Annotated in this window: 17 protein-coding genes and 1 pseudogene; 3 read left to right on the top strand and 15 right to left on the bottom strand. The window is 30.6% G+C overall.

Features of this window, described 5'->3' with window-relative positions; all coding sequences use genetic code 11:
• Positions 1-62: 62 nt before the first annotated feature.
• The 12 genes from ACK2WO_RS07755 to ACK2WO_RS07700 all read right to left on the bottom strand — a co-directional run bounded on the left by ACK2WO_RS07755 (position 63) and on the right by ACK2WO_RS07700 (position 16,702).
• On the bottom strand, positions 63-1,445 hold the full coding sequence (locus tag ACK2WO_RS07755) for an SPFH domain-containing protein (RefSeq protein ID WP_414697328.1): 1,383 nt from the start codon (positions 1,443-1,445) through the stop codon (positions 63-65).
• 301 nt (positions 1,446-1,746) lie between these two features.
• A complete protein-coding gene (locus tag ACK2WO_RS07750) occupies positions 1,747-2,496 on the bottom strand; it encodes an epoxyqueuosine reductase (protein WP_414697327.1) in 750 nt (249 codons plus the stop codon).
• A 97-nt stretch (positions 2,497-2,593) separates the two neighbouring features.
• Entirely contained in the window at positions 2,594-4,012 is a 1,419-nt protein-coding gene (locus ACK2WO_RS07745) for a cell wall-binding repeat-containing protein (RefSeq protein ID WP_414697326.1), read from the bottom strand.
• Between the two features lie 350 nt (positions 4,013-4,362).
• Entirely contained in the window at positions 4,363-5,355 is a 993-nt protein-coding gene (locus ACK2WO_RS07740; RefSeq protein ID WP_414697325.1) for a glycyl-radical enzyme activating protein, read from the bottom strand.
• Positions 5,327-7,717 carry a glycyl radical protein gene (locus ACK2WO_RS07735; protein WP_414697324.1) on the bottom strand — a complete coding sequence of 797 codons (2,391 nt, stop codon included), beginning with the start codon at positions 7,715-7,717 and terminating at the stop codon, positions 5,327-5,329. The genes ACK2WO_RS07740 and ACK2WO_RS07735 overlap by 29 nt, the downstream gene beginning before the upstream one ends.
• Positions 7,718-7,812: 95 nt before the next feature.
• Entirely contained in the window at positions 7,813-8,583 is a 771-nt protein-coding gene (locus tag ACK2WO_RS07730; protein ID WP_414697323.1) for a DeoR/GlpR family DNA-binding transcription regulator, read from the bottom strand.
• Between the two features lie 235 nt (positions 8,584-8,818).
• Positions 8,819-12,013 (bottom strand): cell wall-binding repeat-containing protein, encoded by a 3,195-nt coding sequence (locus ACK2WO_RS07725; RefSeq protein WP_414697322.1) that lies wholly within the window; start codon positions 12,011-12,013, stop codon positions 8,819-8,821.
• Positions 12,014-12,882: 869 nt separating this feature from the next.
• On the bottom strand, positions 12,883-13,290 hold the full coding sequence (locus ACK2WO_RS07720) for a type II toxin-antitoxin system HicB family antitoxin (protein WP_414697321.1): 408 nt from the start codon (positions 13,288-13,290) through the stop codon (positions 12,883-12,885).
• A gap of 30 nt (positions 13,291-13,320) precedes the next feature.
• Entirely contained in the window at positions 13,321-13,488 is a 168-nt protein-coding gene (locus tag ACK2WO_RS07715; RefSeq protein WP_330360542.1) for a type II toxin-antitoxin system HicA family toxin, read from the bottom strand.
• Positions 13,489-13,732: 244 nt separating this feature from the next.
• Entirely contained in the window at positions 13,733-15,727 is a 1,995-nt protein-coding gene (locus ACK2WO_RS07710) for an FtsX-like permease family protein (RefSeq protein ID WP_414697320.1), read from the bottom strand.
• Positions 15,714-16,469, bottom strand: a complete 756-nt coding sequence (locus tag ACK2WO_RS07705) for an ABC transporter ATP-binding protein (protein WP_414697319.1) — start codon at positions 16,467-16,469, stop codon at positions 15,714-15,716. The genes ACK2WO_RS07710 and ACK2WO_RS07705 overlap by 14 nt, the downstream gene beginning before the upstream one ends.
• Before the next feature lie 59 nt (positions 16,470-16,528).
• Entirely contained in the window at positions 16,529-16,702 is a 174-nt protein-coding gene (locus ACK2WO_RS07700) for a hypothetical protein (protein ID WP_300529583.1), read from the bottom strand.
• A gap of 476 nt (positions 16,703-17,178) precedes the next feature.
• On the opposite strand from ACK2WO_RS07700, the gene ACK2WO_RS07695 reads away from it, so the two are divergent.
• Positions 17,179-18,537 (top strand): MATE family efflux transporter, encoded by a 1,359-nt coding sequence (locus tag ACK2WO_RS07695; RefSeq protein WP_414697318.1) that lies wholly within the window; start codon positions 17,179-17,181, stop codon positions 18,535-18,537.
• 123 nt (positions 18,538-18,660) lie between these two features.
• A complete protein-coding gene (locus tag ACK2WO_RS07690; protein ID WP_414697317.1) occupies positions 18,661-19,206 on the top strand; it encodes a GNAT family N-acetyltransferase in 546 nt (181 codons plus the stop codon).
• A gap of 157 nt (positions 19,207-19,363) precedes the next feature.
• On the opposite strand, the pseudogene ACK2WO_RS07685 reads toward ACK2WO_RS07690, so the two are convergent.
• From ACK2WO_RS07685 to ACK2WO_RS07675, 3 genes and pseudogenes are all read right to left on the bottom strand, one after another.
• Positions 19,364-19,720, bottom strand: a pseudogene (locus ACK2WO_RS07685) (glutathione peroxidase); the annotation flags it as partial.
• A gap of 228 nt (positions 19,721-19,948) precedes the next feature.
• Entirely contained in the window at positions 19,949-20,965 is a 1,017-nt protein-coding gene (locus ACK2WO_RS07680) for a sensor histidine kinase (RefSeq protein WP_414697316.1), read from the bottom strand.
• Between the two features lie 10 nt (positions 20,966-20,975).
• Positions 20,976-21,719, bottom strand: a complete 744-nt coding sequence (locus ACK2WO_RS07675; RefSeq protein ID WP_414697315.1) for a response regulator transcription factor — start codon at positions 21,717-21,719, stop codon at positions 20,976-20,978.
• Between the two features lie 274 nt (positions 21,720-21,993).
• Here ACK2WO_RS07675 and ACK2WO_RS07670 point away from each other — a divergent pair, with 274 nt between their 5' ends.
• The gene (locus tag ACK2WO_RS07670) at positions 21,994-23,361 is read left to right on the top strand and encodes a Na+/H+ antiporter NhaC family protein (protein ID WP_414697314.1); all 1,368 of its coding nucleotides are present in this window, start codon (positions 21,994-21,996) and stop codon (positions 23,359-23,361) included.
• Positions 23,362-23,492: the final 131 nt, after the last annotated feature.

Genomic DNA, 23,492 nt, shown 5'->3' with positions numbered 1-23,492 from the left:
TAAATATATTATTGTTTATATATTATTGTTTATATATTCTTAATTATTATCTATACCTATTACTAATCATTTTTTATATCATTTTCGTCAAATCTATCTCCACATTCTGGGCAGAATTTTGGCGGATTGTGTGGATCTTCTGGTTCCCATCCACATTTATCACATCTATATAGAGGCATTCCTGCAGGTTTCTTCTTTCCGCAATTTGTACAGAATTTACCTTTATTTACTGTTCCACATTCGCAAACCCAACCGTCTTCAGGCTTTTTAGCTCCACATTCAGAGCAGAATTTTCCTGTATTTTTCGCACCACAGCTGCAAGTCCATTCATCAGCACCATTTCCACTTGAAGAATTTTCATTTAAAGAATTTACGTTTGAGTAATTTGCATTTTCAGCGAATTTTTTATTATCTTCCATCTGCTGTTTTTTATTTTTATCAGCCATTTCAAATAATCCGTTTACATTCATTCCACCTGCATTTGTAGCCATTCCCATGCCCATAAATCCAGTCATTGCACCACCTTCATTACCTGCAGCAGTTTTCATTGCATCTGCCTGAGCTGCAGCTATTGTAGCAGCTGCCATTGAAGGATCTCTTAAAATAGCTGCTTTCTGAGCCTGTTTTATCATATCTGCATCTTCTTCTGGCAATGTCACAGAATTTAAACCTACTGACACAACTGAAATACCTCTAAGTTCTGCCCATTTTTCTGTAAGTGTTGCATTCATTGCCTTTGAAAGCTCATCAACATGGGCAGGAAGAGCATTTGGTCTTATTTCTAAATCAGATATTTTAGCAAATGCTGGCTGTAAAGCACCTATAAACTCTGCTTTTAATTGAGAATCTATCTCTTCTCTTTCATAACTACCTTCAACATTTCCACATACATTTGTGTAGAATAAAACTGGGTCAGTTATCTTATAAGAATAAATCCCGTTGCATCTAACTGAAACATCTATATCTAGTCCGATATTTCTATCAACCACTCTAAATGGAATAGGCATTGCTGTTCCAAATTTATTCCCAATTATTTCTTTTGTGTTTACATAATATACTCTTTGGTCTTTTCCAGTATCTCCACCGTAAGTAAATCTCTTGCCTATTGTTTCAAAAGTCTTTCTAATTCCATCAGAAAGGCTTCCTGTAAAAATACTAGGTTCTGTAGATTTATCAAAAGTATACTCTCCTGGCTCAGCACAAACTTCAACTATCTTACCCTGTTCAACAATTAGCATACACTGTCCATCTGCAACTGCTATTCCTGAACCATCAGATATTATGTTATCACTAGCTTTAGTATTTGAAGATCTCTTTGAAGAAATTCTCTTAGAACCTTTTACCACTAAAGTCTCAGCATCTATTGAATCGCAGTAGAAAAACTCCTTCCACTGATCTGCAAGTGTTCCACCTGCTGCACCTGTTATCGCTTTAATTAATCCCATTTTATTACCTCCTATTGAAGTATTTTAATTTTAAATTCATTTTAATATTTAAGTTTTTTATAAATATATACTTTAATAAGTTTTTTATAAATATATACTTTAATTCATTATATTCTTTCGTTGCAATTTATAAAAGACTTTATCCTATTTTTATGTATTACAAATTTGTAATCAATTTTATCTAAAAATAAATTTCACTTATCTTTATAAATGTTTTATATAAAGTAATCTTCTATAGAACAATTATTTATTATCTTTATATTTTGTATCTTTATCCTTTGTATTTTTATATTTTGTATTTTTATTTCAATGGATTTTTAAAAGTACAAGGTAATCCAATCGTACATTTACCACACACATCTGCCATTTTATTATTTCTTTCATTCTCAACGCAAATCTCCAGACACTTAAATCTATCAAATCCATCGTATCTAAGCACACCAGAAAAACATCTCTCAACGCATTTTCCACAACTTCCATTCAGCTTATAAAGACATCTTTCTTCTTTCAAAGGCTCATCTGTACCTATCTCCATATTTGTAACTATTGAGAAAAATCTTCCATTGATACCCTTCTCAGTTATAAGCATATTATTAAGCCCAAAAGTTCCAAGCCCAGAAAGATACGCTATGTGTCTCTGTGACCATCTGCTCTTCACTTTTCCATCAACTATCCCACAATCTACTGGCTTAGCTGCTCTATAACCCATTTTTTCAATTTCTGCTACAAGATAGTCGTTTAATTTATCTGCCATCTCATTTGTCTCCCGATATGAATGAACCCAAACATCTGAAGGAAGAGTGCCTTCCTTGTTAGAATTTGCAATACTTTCCTTAAATGGAATAAAATATGAAATCATAGTCTTTGCATCTTCTAAATAATCTGTCGCAAGATGATGATCCTCTATAACTGCTTCTCTTAGGTATTTCATATTTTTATCATCTACTTTAGAAAAACCTACAAGTACATCTTCCCATTCAGCAAAAAGATTGTTTTTAGATTTGTATTCTTTTATAAAATTATTTATTAAATTAGTAAATTTCTCTCTCATAAAAATCCCTCTTTTTCAAAATATTCTTTAATTTAATTATACAACTAAAAAAGAGACCATTGCAATTGCAACAGCCTCTATTATATTATTTATTATATTATTTTCTTATCTGACCACAACCACTACATTCATCCCATGCTGGTACACTTACATATTCTTCATAACCTATTAGTGTTTTTATAGGTTCTTGCCAGTAACCACTACCTAAACAAGATGAGTTTAGTACATGATTTTCCCATTTCTGTATATTTGGACCACCATTAATACCATGTCCTGTACTATCATCTATACCAAAATCTTTTCCACAACCTCTACATACTATATGGTATTCTGTTTTATATTTTGGTTTTTTACCCATTATAGCATCATGATGAATCCAGTTATGTTTATGTTCTGGAGTTACAGGTTTACTTGGTTTTTCTGGTTTAGGTTCTACAGGTTTTTCAGGTGTTATTGGTTTATCAGGTTTTTCTTCAGGCTTAGCATCTGGCTTTTCTTCAGGTTTCTGGCCATCTGGTTTCTGTGTATCCTCTGGTTTAACTGGTTTTCCGTCTTCTCCAACTGTGTGAGAAGCTTCAAGTGTATCTCTAACCTGAGTTAATATCCTATTTGACACACCACCTATAGATATAACTTTATCTGCTTTTCCTATAAATCTCTTATCACTTCTTTCAGAAACAAGTGCAACTGGTTTACCCATAGCAGAAGTTGTTAACGCATCAACTAATGGGTTTCCTTTTGCCATATAGTATACTTTTTCGTTCCTAAAGAATTTTTCTATAACTTTTCTGTTTGTTTCGTATCTATCTTTTCCACCTATTCTTGTTGCCTGTGCATTTGAAACTATTGCATTTGACATTACACTAGAACCACCAACTGCATACGTTGGAATATCTGTGCTCACATTAATAGGCATATACTTACCATTTGTTAATATTATCTGTCCTTTATTTTTTGCTGCAACTGGAGCTATACTCATAGCATCTGCTTCACCCTTGAAACCATTTACAAGGTAAACTGCTGTATCTTTTCCAGTCACTTCTGCTATTTCATAAGAAACTTCTATACTAGTTTTTATTCTGTCAGAACCTTCTATTCTTTTAGGTTTTATTCCCATTGATTTTATCTGGTTTTCGACAGAACTAGATATAGCATTTTTACCGCCTATTATATAAGCGTTTTTAGCTCCTTTTAATGCTGCTTTAGTTTCTGCAGGTATTTTATTAGCTTTTACAAGTAATATTGGAGCATTAACTGCACCCGCAAGACCTGAAGCTGATAATCCATCTGCTAAAGATTTATCTGCATTTACAAGTATTACTGTACTTTTATCTCTACCCTGTGCTAATTTTGCTGCTGTTTCATATCTATTTGATCCTGTAATAGCAGCCATATCATAAGGATTAACAGTTACTTTTCTCTGAACATCATTTACTTCATATGCCTGTACTGATGCTATTGGTAACATTGAAGTAACCGCCATACCTAAAGCTAAAGATTTAGTTAGTTTTCTCATAACAATTTTCTCCTCTCACTCAATAAAATTTATTTTAGAAAACTTTTATTTAAGATATTGTATTTGTCTGAGTAAATTTTTGCATTAAAAAAGGACACAATTCTTGTGTTTAACAAAAACTGTATCCTTTATATATACTATTATAAAAATTGTATGCTAAAATTACAGACTTATTTGTTTGTCTGTCTGTCTGTCTGTCTGTCTGTCTGTCTGTCTGTCTGTCTGTCTGTCTGTCTGTTCAGATTTTCCCAAACATTTAGCATATCCGTCAACTCCCTAACAATTTTATATCTTAATAATGTGTTCATATAATAAATTATATCATATTTAATATAAAATGTTAATATTATTTATTCTGTAATTAAATTCTTCAATCCACTCTGCTCGACAATATCATAAAAATGCTGCATCTCATCTTTGCTAAACATTTTATAATTCTCATCGAGTCCATACTCCAAGTCGACAAGTTCATACTTTGATGGAGCAAGTGGATTGTAGTTTAATAACTCATACCTAACCTCTGGATAAGCCCCCACCAAAAATTCTGCTATGCTTCTTACATTTTCATCAGTAGCTGTCATAGTTGGTATAAGTGGAGTTCTTATTATCACTTTATCTCTATGCTCGCTTTCAAGCACATATTTTATATGTTCCTTTATAACTTTTGACGATACACCTGTAAATTCTTTGTGTTTATTTTCGTCAAATACTTTTAAATCTATATATATCAAATCCAAATATGGAAGTACTTTTTCAATAATCTCAAATGGAGCGTACATAGTAGTTTCAATGGCTGTATGTATTCCTTCTTCCTTACAACGCTTTAACACCTCAACCAAAAACTCTCCCTGCATTAAAGGCTCTCCACCAGAAAAAGTAACCCCACCATCATTTCTAAAGAATACCTGATCTTCCTTTATCTTTTCGACTAACTCTTCAATTCCATACTCTTCACTATCATATCTTATTGCTCCAGACGGACACATTTTTACTAACTTATCAAAATTTCCAGCATAATCTAGGTTAAAATACGGTCTATCATCTCTATATTCAAGTTGATTTTTTTCAGAAACTTTTTCGCATATTCTACAATGAATACAGCTATTTTTGAAGTATATCGGTCTTTTCTTTGCCGATAACCCTTCAGGATTTTGACACCACTTACATCTCAATGGGCATCCTTTAAAAAATACCGTTGTTCTAAGTCCAGCACCGTCGTGAACAGCAAATCTCTTAACATCAAATACCAATGCTTTTCTAGAATCCTCTATTTTTTCATTAATTTTTACTTCTTCATTCAATTCTAGCTTTTCATTAGATTTCTTCATAAGCTGTCCTTTCAATTATCTCATCCTGTAATTTTCCTGCTAATTCAACAAAATAAGCTGTATATCCTGCAACACGAATTGTAAGCGATTTATGTCTTTCTGGATGAACTTTCGCATCTAATAAATCCTCTCTTCTCACAACATTGAACTGAATATGAGGGACTTCTAAATCTACAAAAGCTCTTAAAAAGTTTTCGAACTTCATCATTCCTGTTTCTGTTTTGAAAAATTCTGGTAAAAATTTCATATTTAATAGTCCACCGTTTGTAGTATAATCGTTTGATATTCTCGATATAGATTTTAAAACTGCTGTCGGCCCTGCAATATCTCTTCCATACACAGGTGACATACCACCGTCCGCAAGTGGAGTAAGTGCATTTCTTCCGTCTGGAGATGCTCCAACATTTTCTCCCATTGGTACGTGTGCAGAAACGGTATACATTCCTGTGTGATATGCTCCACCACGATAATTTGTGTAATCATTCATTCTTTCTCTAAAATATCCTGCCCATTTTGTACCTAAATCGTCAACCCATTTTACATCATTTCCGTATTTAGGTGCTTTGTTTAACAACATTGTCTGAGTGATTTCGTGTCCTTTAAAATCATCTCTTAAAGCCTGAAGTAACTCTTCTTTTGAAATCATCTCTTCATCATAGACTAGCTCTTTAATCGCAGCTAATGAGTCGGCAAGATTTGCTACCTGAATCATCTGTATTCCAGAAAGGTTGTATTTTGCACCACCTCTAGTAACATCTAGCCCTTTTTCTAAGCAATCGTCTATAACTGTAGATAAAAATGCAGAAGGTAGACAATCCTGATGAGCTTTTTCCACCACAACCTCTGCTTTCATCATCTCATCTATGAAATAATCTATCTGCTTTTTAAAAGCTTCCTCTAAATCTTCAAATGTCTTATAATCCTCTAATTTACCTAAGTTTAGTCCAATCTGTTCACCAGTTAGTAGACATTTTCCTTCATTTAAAGTTAATTCTAGTGCCTTGTTTAAATTGAACATCGCTGCATCAGACCAACCTAAGTTGTTTCCATGTGTAGTAAGCTCAACACAACCTACAATTGCATAATTTCTTGCATCTTTTTCTTCAATTCCAAGATTTATCATTGCCTTTATTATAGACTCGTCATTGAAGAACTGCGGCATACCACTTCCTTTAGCGACAACTTTTATAGATTCCTGCATTAATTCATGCGATGTGTTTTTATTAAGTCTAACTGATAAATTTGGTTGAGGAAGTCCTAAATGATACTGAGCCTTTAATATTAATAACGATAAATTGTTGTAAATATCATCTCCATTTTCATCAACTCCACCGATTGCTATGTTGAATCCTATTGGGAATCCAGCAAAATATTTTGCACTGTGCTGATTTCTTAAATAAACAATCTGGTTGAATTTTAGCCATAAGCACTCAATTATTTCTAGTGCATCCTGTTCAGATATGATACCTTTTTCAATATCTTCTTTATAGTAAGGGTATAAATACTGATCCATTCTTCCTGGAGAGAATGAAGAAGCATTTGACTCCATGTGTAAAATCGTAAATAAGAACCATAATGACTGAACTGCTTCATGGAATGTTTTAGGAGGTCTTTCTGAAAGATTTTTACAAATTTCTGCAACTTTTCTTAAAGATTCTTTATATTCGTCCTCTATTTTATCATCCCCACAATTATTTATCATATTTAAAATATAATCGTGGTATCTCATCATAAAGTTTTTAGCACCTTCTAATACAAGAATCGTACATTCATAAAACTCTTTCTGATTTTCTTCACATTTTGCCATTTTTTCTTTAGCCTTATCAATTAATCCCTGAGGCCCTAATTTTAACCAAAGCTCAGAATCTGGGCAAATATGACCTTGTGCGTGGTCTTTCTGATTTATCTTTACAACCTTCGCCATCGCATTTATCTCTTTACCGTAGTTATTTTTGATAACATCCTCCATAGACTTTCCGTTCCAATATGGATAGATGCTTTCTCTAAATTCTTTAATATCTTCTTCCTTTACCAAGAATTTATCCTGTGGTCTAGTTGGAAGTGTTTCAAACTCCTTATTAACCCAAGAGCATCCACTTTCTGGGAAAACAACCCCATATCTAACTCCCTTTGTTCTATTCCCTACAATTAACTCCTCTTTTTCAACACCGATTTCTAACTCTTCAAGTGCTGCTTTAAGTGATAAAGCTCTTTTTTGGGGAGTAGATAGTTCTTCGTTTTCCTTGTAAATTCTCGTAATTATTCGTGCCTGTTCAATAGATGCGTATCTCGGTGCATCTAACATCTTCTCTTTTAAAATATCTATTCTCTTTGTCTGAATTAAATTATCAAATTTTCCTTGAATTAAATTGCTCATCTTCCACCTCTATACAATTAATTTCTAATTATTAAACTAGATTTATAACATCTTAAATAAATAACTTATAACTCTTTAAATAAATTTATAATCTTTTAAATAATTTCTAATCCTTTTTCTTCTAACTTTTTCTCATCTTCTAAATCCAATTTCTTTTCAAATATATATCCTGTTAAATCTTCTAAATCCGCAAATACATAATTCCCCTCAAGGTTTAGTTTTGCAGTTTCCGCTAAAATATAGCATCTTCTACTAGAATTTATCACTTCTTTTTTAGTTATACCGTCGTCTACAGAATATGTAGTCACCTCTTCTTCGTGCAAATCAATCCCTACAACGCCGATAAATGCTAAATCGAATTTAAACTTTTTAATCTGCTCTATTGTAAATGCTCCTATAAATCCGTCCTTTGCCTCATTCAACACTCCTGCTAAAAAGAACAGCTTTGTGTTGCATTCCTGAGTAAATACATTCATTATATCTATCATATTTGTAACAACTGTTATATTTAAATCTTTCTGATATATTAATTTTGCAATCTCCAAAGTGATTGTAGATACCCCCAAGAAAATGGTTGTTCCTGGTTTAATCATCTCAACTGCTTTTAATGCGATTTCTTTTTTTTCTTCAGCGTAAACATCCTTACGATCGCTGACATTGATTACATGGGGATTTGTTCTAACTGTTGTCGCTCCACCATGTATTCTCTTCAACTTTCCTGCTTTTTCTAATATAGTTAAATCTTTTCTTATACAGTCCTCTGTCACGCCAAAGTCTTGGCTTAATTCTTTTACTCTAACTTTTCCGTCTAAGTTTAATTTTGCGATTATTTGATTATGTCTTTCTTGTTGTAGCAAATTGATCACCTCTTTTCAATTATTATTATGGCATGAATTTTAATAAAAAACAATATTAAATAATAATAAACAATAATTATTTTGTTGTAATCAATATTAAGTAATAATTTACAATAATTTATATAGGATAAACAATACTTTATATAAGCTAAATAATTCTTAGCAATTAAAAAGAACCACGTTGGAGTATATCCCTACGCAGTTCTTTTTATTTTAATTATAATTTTTTACTTTAACTCTTTTATTATTCGAAGTCTATATCGAAGTTCATTCCACCAACTTGAACAGTATTTTTATCTTTTAATATACTCTTGTCAGATTTTTCATTTACTAAAACTATACCATGGTTTTTAGCTATTGTTGAAGCTGTTAATGCATCAACTAAAGTTTCTCCATTTGCTAGGTATAATTTATCTGATCCTGAGTAGAATTCATCTATAACTTCTCTATTTGTTGCATATCTATCTTTTCCTGCTAATCTTTCTGCATTGTATTTATCTGCTATTGATTTATTAACTACAGAAGTTCCACCAACAACGTAGTATTCAACGCCAGATTTTTTAGCATGAGTTGAAGTTTTTCCATTAGTTAATAGTATAGGAGCTTCGTATCTAGCTGCTATTGCTGAAGCTGACATAGCATCTGCTTCACCTTTGAATCCATTAACTATGAATGCATTTGAGTAGTTGCCTAATTTTTCAGCTACTAATTCTGATGTTTCAACTCTATTTTTTCCACCGATTCTTTCAACTTTTATGTTTGCAGCTGTTATCTGATTTGCAACTTTCTGGCTTATTGCATTTTCTCCACCTATTATGTATACTTTTTTAACTTTTTTGATTCTATCCATTGTTGCTTTAGGTATTGAATCTTTTTTAGTTAATAGTATTGCTCCGTTTTCTTTTCCTGCAAGACCTGAAGCTGCTAGACCGTCAGACATTGTAGATGTTGCATTTACAAGTACTACGTTGTCGTATGAACCTAGTTCGTCTGCAACTTTTGCTGCTGTTTCGTATCTGTTTGCTCCAATTACTTCTTTGTGAGTGTATACTGGTTTTGAAGGTTTAGATGGAGTACTTGGTACAGATGGAACACTTGGAATAGATGGGTTTTCATCTTTATCTAAATAATCTTTAAGTTCCTCTTCTGTTTTAAAATAATATCCCAACATTTTTTCTACTTTAACTTTATCTAATCCCTTAAATATTTTATCAGTTTGAGGCTCTTTATCTCCCCAGAAGTTTTTACTAAGGTCTACTTCATTAACTCCATTTTCAAATTCTACTGTTGCTCCTACATCACCATCTTTTGAAGTTTCAATTTTATTATATTTAAATGTTTTATTGTTTCCTTCTGTATAGAATTTTACTCTACTTGATTTATTTTCATCTTTCTTAAATGTATTTTCCTGAATAACAGTTTTGTCATTCATTATATTTAATTTACTACCTTCAACAGTATTTTCTTTAAATACAATACCTGTTGGTCTAAGTATAGAAGCATATTCACAACTATCAAAAGTAGTATTTTGTATTAATATATTTGTATTATTATCATATGCTCCTTCTGCAAAATATATTCCATGATAACAATCTTTTACACTAGAATCTTTTATAGTTAATTTTTTACAATCACTATCTACTAAAAATCCCCAAGTAAATCCTTTTTTACCTATAATATTAACTTTTTCTACTTCATCATTATTATTTAGCCATATTCCAACATTATGATTATTACTTTCAACATTACTTAAATCTATAGTTAAATTTAAAAATTTATTTCCACCACTAGATTTTAATAATGAATCATGTTCTGATGCATTTATTTTTTTATTTACTATTATTTTTTTCCCTTGCCCATCTATTGTTATTCCTTTTATATTTGCTATTTCATTCCATTCATCTACTTCTATATCAGATAATAATTTTACTGTATCTTTCTCATTAGCTGCTTTTATTGCAGATTGTAAATCAGGATAATTTACTCCATTTACAGATGCAACTGCTTTCTGCCATTTAGCATATAGTGTTACTTCTTCATCTGTACTAATACTATCTCCATCTTTATATACAACATCACCATCTGCCTTAGTAGCCCAACCTAAGAATATATATCCGTCTCTAGTGAATGTATTTTTTAATAAAGCTGTTTTAAGAGATGTTCCTCCTTTATTATTTTTAGCTACTTTCTGAATTTTTTCTTCTGAATTTTCTCCTATATTTGAATTAAATGTAACCTTAACTGCATTACATACTACTAAATTATTCTTTTCTAAATCAAGATTAAGCATTTTATTTTCTTCTAAAATATCTATATGACTAGCATCTTCTTGTGTAATTTTATAATTATCTCCAGATACCCATATATCACCTACTTTTGAAATATCGTTATTATTACCACCTCTTCTTATAAAGTTTGCAATTCCCGTAAATTTATCATTCAATAAAATTTTATCATCTACATAAATATCGTATATCCCTTTAGTTGAATTTGGAAGTCTACTTGAGTTATTATATACTTTAACATTCCCTGACATATAAGTTTTAGATCCAGCTCCTACGTGTATACCGCCAGAATCCCCACCAATATTGTTTGTTATTATACCACCTTTAAGATTAAGGCTTCCATTATAACTAGCGATTCCTCCGCCACCCCAAAAGCTTTTATTATTTGCTATGTATGCATCATTTATAGTTATATTGGCACCGCTTGCATAACAGAATATTGCACCACCATATCTAGTTGATTCATTATTTATTAATTTTGCTCCATTTACTGTTAGATTACTATGCTTTACAAGTCTTATTGCTCCACCATCATGCCCTGCTTTATTTTCATTTGGCTTAACTTCTGGATGATAAGCATATCCATTTTGTAATGTAGCTCCATTTTCTAATGTTATATCATTTCCAACTCCTGAATAAAATAGACGAGCTTTTTTGTTACCATCTATAGTTAAATTTTTAATTATAACAGATGATTTTCCAAATGTTCCATTTACTCCGTATTCGTCTTCAGTTGGTTCTAGTGAAACCATACCATAATCTTTTGAAGATTGTAATTCTGTTGGTAATTTTACATCCTCAGATAATTTAATAGATGTTTTTTCATTTATTCCTTGTAATACTATATTCTTATTTTCAGGTATAATAAGATTATTAGTTAATATAATATCCTTAATTACTGTTATAACTGCTGGGTTATCTACTGTACCCTTTGCATTTTTTATGGCATCTCTTAATTCTTCTTCTGTTGATACCTCAAATTTCTGAGAACTTCTTGATACTTCATTAGTATTATTTTCTACTTCTCTTACATTTTCAATTCTTGTTTCATTAACCTGCTCGTGTGCAAAAACATTGGTTGGATAAGCTAACTGAACAGTAGATATAGCCACCGCTGCTACCAATGCTATAGATGTCATTTTTCTTTTATTCATATCTTTTCCCTCCCATTTTTTCAACAAAAAAAGCACAGAAAAAACTATATTCCTTTAGAATATAATCTCTCTGTGCTTATAATCAATTTTATATTTTTTGCATCAAAAGATACAGGCATTAAATCACTCTGTCTGTCTGTCTGTCTGTCTGTCTGTCTGTCTGTCTGTCTGTCTGTCTGTCTGTCTGTCTGTCTGTCTGTAATTATTTTCCCAAACAAATAACATAACTGTCAACTCCCCTTTTGATACTAAATTATTTATACCTATATTATAGCAAATAATTTATATTTTTCAACTTTTTGTTCATAATAATTTCTTATTTATTACAATTAAATTTCATCATCAAACTTATAATTTAATGATATTTCTAATTGTTTTTATTCACTTTAAAATTTTTCTCTAAAATTATTAAAATTTATTTATAACGCAAAAAACCTCCAGCTATTCACTGGAGGTTTCTTTATATATTCTCATTATTAATTATTTTCTTCTGATATATATGATAGAACTGAAAGTCCATAAACTGCTACCACTGCTAGTATAGCTATTGGTAATATCATCATTGTTGCTCGCCCTCTTTCTCAAATCTCTTGTTACTATATTATATTCCCAAAACTTTACATTTTAAACACTTTTAGTATTTCTTCTAAGAATATATTTTTATTATAAAACTTTTATAAATTTTTATCAAGTTAAAATTTTGTAATAATATCTGAAATATCTTTAAAAAATATAAAATTTAAGATACAAATTTGTAATTTAATTTATATTAATTTCATATTATCTTATAAGAAGAAAATTTTTGTAATAAAGAAATAAAATGCTTATAAAATAATTATAATTAAACTTTAAAAGGACATAATTAAAAACTATGCCCTTTCATTTATTTCCCTTATCAACGCTTCTTGAAGTATCTTAGAAAAATTAAGTCCCATATCAGTGGCTTCTTTATTAAGCCATTCAGGTATTGTTAGAGTTTTCTTTACTGATCTAGAACTATGTTTTTTTCTATACTCATCCAAATCAAATTCTATAATCGCGACAAACTCATCCTTATTTTCTGATAAATCTATACTAGTTATTTGTGAAGGTGTGGGTATTTCTTCTCTATCTTCCATACGTGATGTAATTGCTAACCCCAATGCATCGTTTGCCATTTTATAGGCTTCTTCTAGATTATCTCCTTCACTCATACACTCTGGAATATCAGGAAAAGTTATCCAAAATCCGCCTTCTTCTGCTATATGAAACACTGCTGGATAATATAATTTTTTCATAAACAAATCCTCCATTTAAACTCGACAGGGCTATTTAAGCCCTGCCTGTTTTAAAATTTGTGTTTCTAAACCTTTTTTCAAAGATTTAGAGTGATAGGGTACTATAGTCTGTTTTCCAGTTTTATAATTTCTCAATTTTACATGAGATCCATTTTGACTGACGACCACAAAACCCGATTTTTTGAGATGAGCAATCATCTCTCTAGGTGTCATAGGCATAATATTTACCTACCCTTCATAGCTAACTATTAAGGTTTTCACCTTAATTAGATTATAATACGTATTAACACGTGTGTCAATTAAACTATTATAATCTTCATATATATACTTTCCCATCCATGTTACTTTTATTATACTTTATTTTATATTTTTAAAAAATTTGTATCGAGTCGCCGAAGCCTGGAAGGGGAATAACTGCTATCAAAATCCCCCAAAGAAGATTTTACTTAATCTCTACTAGATACTTCCTAACTGCACAAACATAATAAGCAAAATACACAACCGTAAACACCGCAATTGCAATCAATGTCGGTGGATTTGAAATCGGCAAGCTACTTTCTAAAGCAAAGACCTTCTGAATCGACTGCCCTGCAACAATTCCACTTCCAATTCCAAATACATACGGAATCATAAAGAATATAGCTGTCTGCTTTATCACAGATTTCTTGACAAAATCTTCTCCTACTCCAATCTTTCTAAGAATAGAGAATTTTTTCTTATCCTCAACTGCTCCAACCATATACTTAAAGTATAGAATAGCCCCTGTAGAAATTATGAACACAATTGCCATAAATAGAGAAATAAATCCAACTAAATTATAGAATGTGTAATTTTTATAATCAAAATCTTCTGCAGCTACAAATTCTAAATTTCCATTATCCCTTATATAACTACTTATCTTCTGAGTTTCTGTAAATTCCTTAGTATTTGCGGCTAAAAATGTTACTTCTAAGTCTTTCTGTGTTTTAGCTGCATCTAAGCTTTTTAAGAATTTTTCTTCATCTTTTATTATAGATATTTCTTTTATCATGTCTTCTGACAATTTTTTATGAGATAGTTTTTCATAGTCCTCATCAGAAACTATATATCCAAATCCCTCATCAGGAGATGCAAATATATGATTTATTACCATACCTTTTTTCCTAAATTCCATATCTAAAATCTTAAATTTTTCTCTTGATTCAATTCCCATACTTCTAGGAGTTTTTAAAAATACTGCTTCTCCAGATTTTGGCTCTTTTATCTCCATATTTTTCTGAATATCTTTTCCCTTCAACGCTTTCACACGTTCATAATCAGAGTATTTCACAACACTTATATCATTGTATCCTGGATATGTTGAAAATGCGTCTGCCAAAGATCTCATATATTTAATCTTTACCTGCTCTTTGACATTTGATTTATCTTCTTCTAACGCTCTTTTGAAAAGTTCCTCATCCTGATTATTATAAGCTATACAAGATATACTGTATGGAAAATCAGTTTCTTTCATATTTTTAAATATATTATTCATAGTGAGTCCTGCTGAAAGAGCTGTTATACAACAAACTATTAAGATAGATGTAAGGGACATTATTTTATTGTTCTCAACTATGCTAAATGCGATACTATTCAAACTTACTATATTAGTTCCCTTGTATTTTATCTTTTTATGCTTTGTTATCCTTGCAAAAATTTCAGTCAAGAACCCAGAACAAACTAGCTTTAACCCAATTATTACAAGTATCGGAGCAATTATTACTGCAAACATCATTATCATATTCAACTTATCATAATAGACACCTACATAATATCCTGAAAATAGAATCACAACACCTACTACTCCTAATAAAAATCTAGTAACTGAGCTTTTTACAACATAATCTTGCTTAATTTTTGCACCTTTTACAAGTTCTGCTATATCAGTTTTTACAAGTGCTCTATACTCTCTAAAGAATGAGTACATTAGAATAACGCCAAAAATCGCTAATGTGTATATTATCGCAGCTTGAGATATTTCAAAACTAATTGCATTTTTTGATTCAGAAATTTTCATTATCGCCATTATAAACATTCTATTGGTAATCATTCCCAAAAGAGTTCCCATAAAAAGCGATAACAAACCTATCAATAGCCCTTCTTGTGCAAATAATAGAGCTATTTTTCTATTTTCAATTCCCATGAATGTATATATTCCGAATTCTTTTTTCCTCTGTTGAACAAAGAATCCTGTCGAATATCTGATAAATGCTATGAAAAATATAACTAAAACAAATGTACATATACCTACAAGTGCATTAAAAGTTCTAAAATCTCTCATTGCTTCAAGCTGTTCACTGCTGCCTATAGACATGAAATTGTAGAATATTGCTATACAGAAAACCATTGAAAATATGTACATTCCGTAGTTTTTTATGTTGTATTTTATGTTTTTTAAAGATATTTTAAACAATCTCATTAACCGCACCCCCTGTTGAAGAAAGTACTGTCATTATGCTATCGAAAAATTCTTTTCTATTTCCACTACTATTTAACTGCATATTTATCTTTCCATCTTTTATAAATAGAACCTTTTTTGCATAACTTGCTGCAAATGAATCATGAGTTACCATTACTATAGTCTTTCCTAGCTCGTCATTCATTTTTTTAAAGCAATTTAAAAGTTCTACAGATGATTTAGAATCTAATGCTCCTGTTGGCTCATCAGCAAATATTACTTTTGGATCACTTATCAATGCCCTAGCAGCTGCAACTTTCTGCTTCTGCCCTCCTGACAACTCTATAGGATATTTTTTTAATTGAGGATTTAAATTGAAAAAGTTCGCATATTTTTCTACTTCTTTTTCTATTTTTTTATAATTTTCTCCTGAAATAACCATTGGCAATGCTATATTATCCTCTATAGACATTGAATCTATAAGGTTGTAATCTTGGAATATGAAACCTATATTATCCTTTCTAAACTTTGAAATCTCCTTGTTCTTCATGTTAAATACTTCCTTGCCATCGTATTTTACACTTCCAGAAGTTGGCCTTTCTATTGTAGATAATATGTTTAGAAGAGTAGACTTTCCAGCACCTGATGGCCCCATTATTGCAATAAATTCTCCGTCGTTTATCTCAATATCTATATCTTCTAGTATTTTAAACACGTTTCCATGTACTCTAAATTCCTTTTTTAATTTTTCTGCTTTAATCATTTTTTCTCCTTCCATCTTAAATTTATAATACAATATATTTATTAAAAATACACTTCAAACTATATGTTAAAAATATAAACTGAATATAAAACCACATAACCTATCATTAATGGAATTATAATCTTTGATTTTTTTAATAGTCCTTGAAATCCACCTGTAAATATACTTTCTAGTCCGATAAGTAATGTTAGAAATAATAGAATCATTGAAATTATAAATATTACATTCCTCATAAGATTTTCCCCCTCTCATATGTTTTTCTTTATGTATTTATTCTATAATTTTTTTTTAAATCTAAAAATCGATTTACCTTACAAAATACGGCATCTAATGTTACAATTTCGTAAGGTTTGCTCGTAAAATGGTATATATGTGTCATATCCGCTCCAGACAATCAAGTTGTATTGTCGCTGGCTATGACACATATATACCATTTCAGTTTTATAATATTGAAACTGCCTGGATGAGGTTTATCTTTGGTAAATCTTTTAAAGCATAATAATTTTTTAAATTTGTTTTTTATAGGAAAACATTTGTAGTAGAAGTTTTTATTGACGAGTTTGTTTTTATATTATAAAATAACTAATAGTTGTGAATTAAAAATATATATTTTTGCCAATTGGGCTATAGATTTTGCTGTTTCTGAGAATAAACAGTACGTCTATAGCTTTTTTTTATTGCAGTTAATTTTTTAAGGGGAGGTTTTTTAATGGAAAGTATAGAAAAAATAAGTAATTCAAAACCGTCGTCGTATAATCCGATGACAGATAGAAGTGTTGTTCCTTTATTGATTTCTATGGCAGTTCCGCCTATGATTTCAATGCTTATACAATCACTTTACAATATAGTAGATAGTATTTTCGTGGCACAGATAAGTCAGAATGCACTTACAGCAGTAAGTTTAGCATTCCCACTTCAGAATCTTTCACTATCTTTTGGTGTTGGACTCGGTGTTGCGGTAAATGCAAATATAGCCATAAATATGGGTGCAGGAAATATGGAAAAGGCCGATTGCTATGCTGGACAGGGAATAATTCTTACAATAGTTCATTCATTATTATTCGTATTAATAGGTTTATTTGGGCTTAGACCATTCTTCTCAATGTTTACAAATGATCCAGAAGTTATAAACTATGCGATACAGTACGGAACAGTTGTTATAACTCTTACATTTGGATCATTATTCCATATATTATTTGAAAAAATATTCCAGTCAAATGGGAACATGGTTGTTCCAATGTTTTTACAAGGATTTGGAGCAATAGTTAATATAATATTAGACCCTATTTTAATATTTGGTATGTTTGGTGCTCCACAGATGGGTGTTTTAGGAGCTGCTGTAGCTACAATAATAGGACAGTTCTGCGCTGCTACACTTGCGGTTATCCTATTCTTAAAGCAGTCTCCTGTAAAAATAAAAAGACATCATTTAAAAGTTAATTTCAAACTTATATCAGATTTATATAAAGTTGCACTTCCTTCAGGTGTTATGATGTCTCTTCCTTCAATATTAGTATCAATACTTAATGGAATACTAGCATCTGTATCACAGGCAGGTATAGCATTCTTCGGTATATACTACAAACTACAGACATTCGTAAATATGCCTGTAACTGGTATAATTCAGGGAATGAGACCTATAGTAAGCTATAATCATGGTGCAGAACTTAAAGATAGAGTTTTAAAAACAATAAAATACGCTATGATATTCTCTGCAACTATTTTAATTTCAGGAACTATAGCTTTTAACCTATTTACAAAAGATTTATTAGTTATGTTCAGTGCAACAGATGAACTTTTAGGATTCGGTATACCTGGGCTTAAAATACTTTCACTTGGATTTGCATTCTCATTCGTTGGAATAACTATGAGTGGTGTATTTGAAGCATTAGGTAAGGGATTCTATTCTTTATTAATATCAATATTTAGACAGCTTATTATAATAGTTCCACTTTCTTTAATACTTGTTAAATCAATGGGACTTACAGGTGTTTGGATTACATTCCCAATAGCGGAATTTGTGGCAGCTATTATAGCAATAAGACTTTACAAAAGGGTTATTAAGTAATATTATTTCAATCACTCTTTACTAAAAAGTTATTAGGTAATATTATTTCAATTACCCTTTACAAAAAATTTATCAAGTAATATTATATAATTTATTAAATGCTATAAATTAAGAGGTGATTTGATGAAGTTTATAAGATTAAAATCAAAAAATGACAAATACTTTGACGAAACTATGAAAATATATAAGTGTAGTTTCCCAATTTTTGAACAGAGAGTGTTAAAGGATCAAGATGAGGTATTTGAACGCAACAACTACCACGCAGATATAATATGCGAAGAGGATACTTTAGTAGGACTATTATTCTATTGGAAATATGATTTTAAAGGTAGTGAATTTGTCTATATTGAACATCTAGCAATTTCTCCAGAATTAAGAGGTAAAAACTACGGTTCTAAAATACTTACAGAATTCTGTAAAGATAATCCAAATACTATTCTTGAAATAGACGAACCTATAGATGAGGTTTCTATAAAAAGATTAAAATTCTATTCAAATTTAGGCTTTAAACTTCAACAATTCAATCACATCCATCCTCCTTATCGTAAGGGATTTGATGGGCATAGTTTAAAAATCATGAGCTTTGATAGAGATTTATTGGATGAAGAATACAATAAATTTAATGAGTTTTTAAAATATACAGTTATGAAGTATTCAGAAGTAAAATAATTTAAATATGTTTTGATAGTAATAAATACTTAATAATAATCAATTTTGCTTTCAATGAACTAAAATACTTAAATAACCAATTTAAAAAGGGAGAGTATCTTTCATGATACCTCCCTTTTTTATGTGAATTATTCTATTTTATTTTATGTGAATTATTCTATTTTAATAAATTTTTTATTTTCTTTTCTAATTTTTCTGGTTTCATCATTGGAGGGAATCTATCTATTATATTTCCATCTTTATCTACTAAGAATTTAGTAAAGTTCCATTTAATGTTTTTCCCACCTAGGCCTGTTTTCCGTCCTTTTAAATATGTAAATAAAGGTTCTTCATTTTCACCATTTACCTCTATTTTAGAAAACTGCCTAAATGTTATTCCATATTTATCGATTCCAAACTGCTTTACTTCTGCATTAGTTCCTGGAGTCTGTCCAAACTGGTCACTCGGAAAGTCTAGTATTTCAAATCCTTCATCTTTATATTTTTTGTAAAGCTCTTCCAGAGCTTCATACTGTTTAGTGAAGCCTCAATTTGTAGCTGAATTTAAAATAAGAAGTGTCTTTCCTCTAAATTCTTCCATCTCGACGTCATTTCCGTCTATATCTTTCACTTTATAATCATATATACTCATAATATTGTATCCCCCATCTTTTGATTGATTACTTGGTAAATACCCGTATATATGATATATAATCATTTTTATCTATAATTGTATTAAATATTTCTATTTTTAAAATTTAACTTATCTTACCACATCGAAAAAATCGTGTTCTTTATTGAATATTATAGAAACATCACAAAATTCGCCTTCTACAGAGTTTACCTCTATATCATCTCCAAGTGCAGTAAGGATTTTTTTAGAAATATAAAGACCCATTCCTGTTGATTTGAATCTATTTCTTCCATTTTTTCCTGTAAATCCCTTTTCAAAAATCCTATCCAAATCAACTTTATCTATTCCTTCTCCATAGTCTTTTATGTGTATAACCTTTGATTTTTCACGCTGCTCTGGAAAAATCTCTATTTTACCACCTTCATGAGAATATTTACATGCATTATCTATTATAAGCTCTATAATATGAGCAATCCATTTTCTATCTGTATACACTGAAAACCCTGAATTCTCAATATCTATTTCAAGCTTATTGTATATAAATAAATATCTATTTTTCTTTATCACACCTCTTATAATTTTATCTATATCTACATCTTCAATAGAAAAGTCTGAGCTATACTCTCCAGACCTTATTATATACAATGCCTGCTCTACAAGTGAATCTATCCTTTTTATTTCTCTGTTTACATTTTTAGAAATATCGGCATCATCTATTCTTTTAGACATTATTTCTAAAATAGAAATAGGGATTTTTACCTGATGAATCCAATCTGTCATATAGTCATTTGCATCCTTTAGCTCATTTTCTATTTTATCCATTTTATTCATCCAATAAGTATGCTCTTCCTTTATCCGAGAAATCAAACTTTTATCTAATCCTTTTTTAAATTCTTCTTCTACATCTATACTATCTATTGTTCGTATAGTATCTAAAATTCTATCAAACTCATTCTTCTTTTTTAAAAAATCATATCCCCCTAATACAATTAAAATAAGTAAAAATAGTAAATTTAGATATATTAAACTCTCATTGGCTATTTTTATTCCTGGATCTATGTATACATTTAGGTTAAATATAGCTATAAACAACAGATAGATAAATATATAAATTTTATTACTTTTTAAATAATCTTTTATTTTCATATTTTTCCTCTTACAAGTCCTCTATTATATATCCTTGACCTTTTCTAGTCTTTATATAATCATCTAATCCCAATGATTTTAGCTTGTTTCTAAGTCTAGTAACATTGACAGTTAAAGTATTTTCGCCTATAAATTCATCAGTACTCCAAAGTGCATCCATTATTTCATCTCTACTTACGATACTTCCTGCATTTTGCATAAGTATATGTAAAATTTTAAACTCATTTCTACTAAGCTCTACAACTTTTCCGTCCTTTGAAACAGTTCCATCTGCTATATTTAGAGTAATTTCTCCTACTTTTATTATCTCCTTATCTCCAGTAAGATTATAAGAATAAGCTCTTCTAAAAACAGCCTGTACCTTTGCAATCAGAAGTTGTATTGAAAAAGGCTTAACTATGTAATCGTCCCCTCCCATATTTATCGACATTATTATATCCATATCACTATTTCTTGAAGATATGAATATAATCGGTACTTTTAAAAATCTTCTTATCTCATTGCACCACTGAAATCCGTCTTTATATGGAAGGTTTATATCCATTAAAATTAGTTTTGGATTTGCTACAAGGACTTCATTAGTTATATTTTGAAGATCTGTTACAGTTTGTGCTGTGTATCCATACTTTTCTAACCGAAGTTTTATTTCTTTAGCCAATACAAAATCGTCCTCTACAATAAATATATCTAATCCGTTATCATCTAAGGACATCCTAGAAGCTAACTCTGTTTTATATTCGTTAGTTAAACGCATTTTTATCACCTCTTGTTTTTATAATAACTTTTTTTGATATACGATACAATACTTCTTTATTATATAATTGAAATCTATTTATCTTTTACTTTAATTTTTATGCTAAAGTTTATTTTTTTAATATAATATAGATATTTTTTATCAAATCTTTATTAACTTAACATTTATATTGAAAAAATTTATAATAATAGTGTATAATTAAAATAATATATGTAGTTTTATTTTATAATATTGTCGAAATTTCATAATTACAAAGGAGGTAAAAACAGGTAACATGGATAAAAACGAAAAAATCAAACCTAGTGGTAAAGCCCTTATTCCCTTTGCTGTATTTATATTTCTATATCTTGGTGTAGGTATCATATTAGAATTTTCAGGAACAGAGATGGCATTTTACCAGCTACCGGCCCCAGTTGCGATAATCGTGGGTGTTGTTGTAGCGTTTATTATATTTAAAGGAAGTATAGAAGAAAAATTCTCTCAATTTGCAAAAGGATGCGGAAATGAAAACATCCTTATAATGTGTTTTATATACTTATTCGCAGGTGCATTTGCAACAGTTGCAAAATCAATGGGAGGTGTTGATTCTACTGTCAATCTTGGATTATCATTTATCCCAGCTCAGTACATAACTGCTGGCCTGTTCGTAATATCTGCTTTTATTTCTGTAGCAACAGGAACATCAATGGGGACAATAAGTACTGTTGCTCCTATAGCAATTGCAACAGCAGAAAAGGCTGGGTTGAATATGACACTTATAGTTGCTGCAATCATAGGTGGTGCAATGTTTGGCGACAACTTATCTGTAATATCAGATACAACAATCGCTGCAACTAGAACTCAGAATTGCGAGCTAAAAGACAAATTTAAGGTAAACTTCTACATAGCTTTACCTGCAGCGGTTCTTACATTTGTACTTTTAATAGTATTTGGTAAACCAGAAACTATAGTTCCTATACAGAAATTAGATTACAATTTAGTTAAGGTTATACCTTATATATTAGTGCTTGGACTTGCTATATCAGGGTTTAATGTATTCCTTACTCTAGGTGTTGGAACAGTTGTAGCTGGTATAGTTGGTATGGCTTATGGGGATTTAACTCCTCTTACTTTTGCTCAGAACATATATGCAGGATTTACAGGAATGAACGAAATATTCCTACTTTCAATGTTTACTGGCGGTCTAGCACACATGGTTACTCAGCACGGCGGACTTCAGTGGATACTAGAAAAAATTCAGTCTGTTGTCAAAAGTGAAAAATCAGCTCAGATTGGTATATCTGCAATAGCTGCAGCTACTGACATGGCAGTTGCAAACAACACTGTTGCAATAATAATAACTGGGCCAATAGCTAAAGAACTTAGTAGAAAATACAAAGTGGATCCAAGAAAATCGGCTTCACTACTAGATATATGGACTTGTATATTCCAGGGATTCATCCCTTATGGAGCACAGATATTGCTTGCAGGAAGCTTAACAGCAGGTGCAGTTAGCCCACTTGAACTATTCCCATTCTTATGGTATCAGCAGCTTCTAGCGGTATTTACACTAATATCTATGTTTATCCCTTATGCAGACGGATTAATAAAGAAAAAACCTTGGAACTGGGAACTAGATAAAGCAGAAGAAATAACTGAATAACACAAAGAAAAAGACTAGTTAAATTTTGCTCCAGTCCTCAGCGCCTCGCCCTTTTATGTAACACATTTATAGGTACGAGGCGCTTGTGGAATTGTCGCTTAAATTTAAACTAGTCTTTTCTTTTACCCGTT

The sequence above is a fragment of the Peptacetobacter sp. AB845 genome, from assembly GCF_047528295.1.
GTDB lineage: Bacteria > Bacillota > Clostridia > Peptostreptococcales > Peptostreptococcaceae > Peptacetobacter.
Note: the sequence above shows the minus strand (reverse complement) of the source record. Positions and strands in the feature narration are given on the sequence as shown.

Bases quoted from the DNA above. Each gene is read 5' to 3' on its own strand.
- ACK2WO_RS07735 (WP_414697324.1), bottom strand. From the start codon at position 7,717: ATGAGCAATTTAATTCAAGGAAAATTTGATAATTTAATTCAGACAAAG.
- ACK2WO_RS07710 (WP_414697320.1), bottom strand. From the start codon at position 15,727: ATGAGATTGTTTAAAATATCTTTAAAAAACATAAAATACAACATAAAA.
- ACK2WO_RS07700 (WP_300529583.1), bottom strand. From the start codon at position 16,702: ATGAGGAATGTAATATTTATAATTTCAATGATTCTATTATTTCTAACA.
- ACK2WO_RS07705 (WP_414697319.1), bottom strand. From the start codon at position 16,469: ATGATTAAAGCAGAAAAATTAAAAAAGGAATTTAGAGTACATGGAAAC.
- ACK2WO_RS07715 (WP_330360542.1), bottom strand. From the start codon at position 13,488: ATGATTGCTCATCTCAAAAAATCGGGTTTTGTGGTCGTCAGTCAAAAT.
- ACK2WO_RS07750 (WP_414697327.1), bottom strand. From the start codon at position 2,496: ATGAGAGAGAAATTTACTAATTTAATAAATAATTTTATAAAAGAATAC.
- ACK2WO_RS07690 (WP_414697317.1), top strand. From the start codon at position 18,661: ATGAAGTTTATAAGATTAAAATCAAAAAATGACAAATACTTTGACGAA.
- ACK2WO_RS07745 (WP_414697326.1), bottom strand. From the start codon at position 4,012: ATGAGAAAACTAACTAAATCTTTAGCTTTAGGTATGGCGGTTACTTCA.
- ACK2WO_RS07670 (WP_414697314.1), top strand. From the start codon at position 21,994: ATGGATAAAAACGAAAAAATCAAACCTAGTGGTAAAGCCCTTATTCCC.
- ACK2WO_RS07725 (WP_414697322.1), bottom strand. From the start codon at position 12,013: ATGAATAAAAGAAAAATGACATCTATAGCATTGGTAGCAGCGGTGGCT.
- ACK2WO_RS07675 (WP_414697315.1), bottom strand. From the start codon at position 21,719: ATGCGTTTAACTAACGAATATAAAACAGAGTTAGCTTCTAGGATGTCC.
- ACK2WO_RS07695 (WP_414697318.1), top strand. From the start codon at position 17,179: ATGGAAAGTATAGAAAAAATAAGTAATTCAAAACCGTCGTCGTATAAT.
- ACK2WO_RS07720 (WP_414697321.1), bottom strand. From the start codon at position 13,290: ATGAAAAAATTATATTATCCAGCAGTGTTTCATATAGCAGAAGAAGGC.
- ACK2WO_RS07755 (WP_414697328.1), bottom strand. From the start codon at position 1,445: ATGGGATTAATTAAAGCGATAACAGGTGCAGCAGGTGGAACACTTGCA.
- ACK2WO_RS07680 (WP_414697316.1), bottom strand. From the start codon at position 20,965: ATGAAAATAAAAGATTATTTAAAAAGTAATAAAATTTATATATTTATC.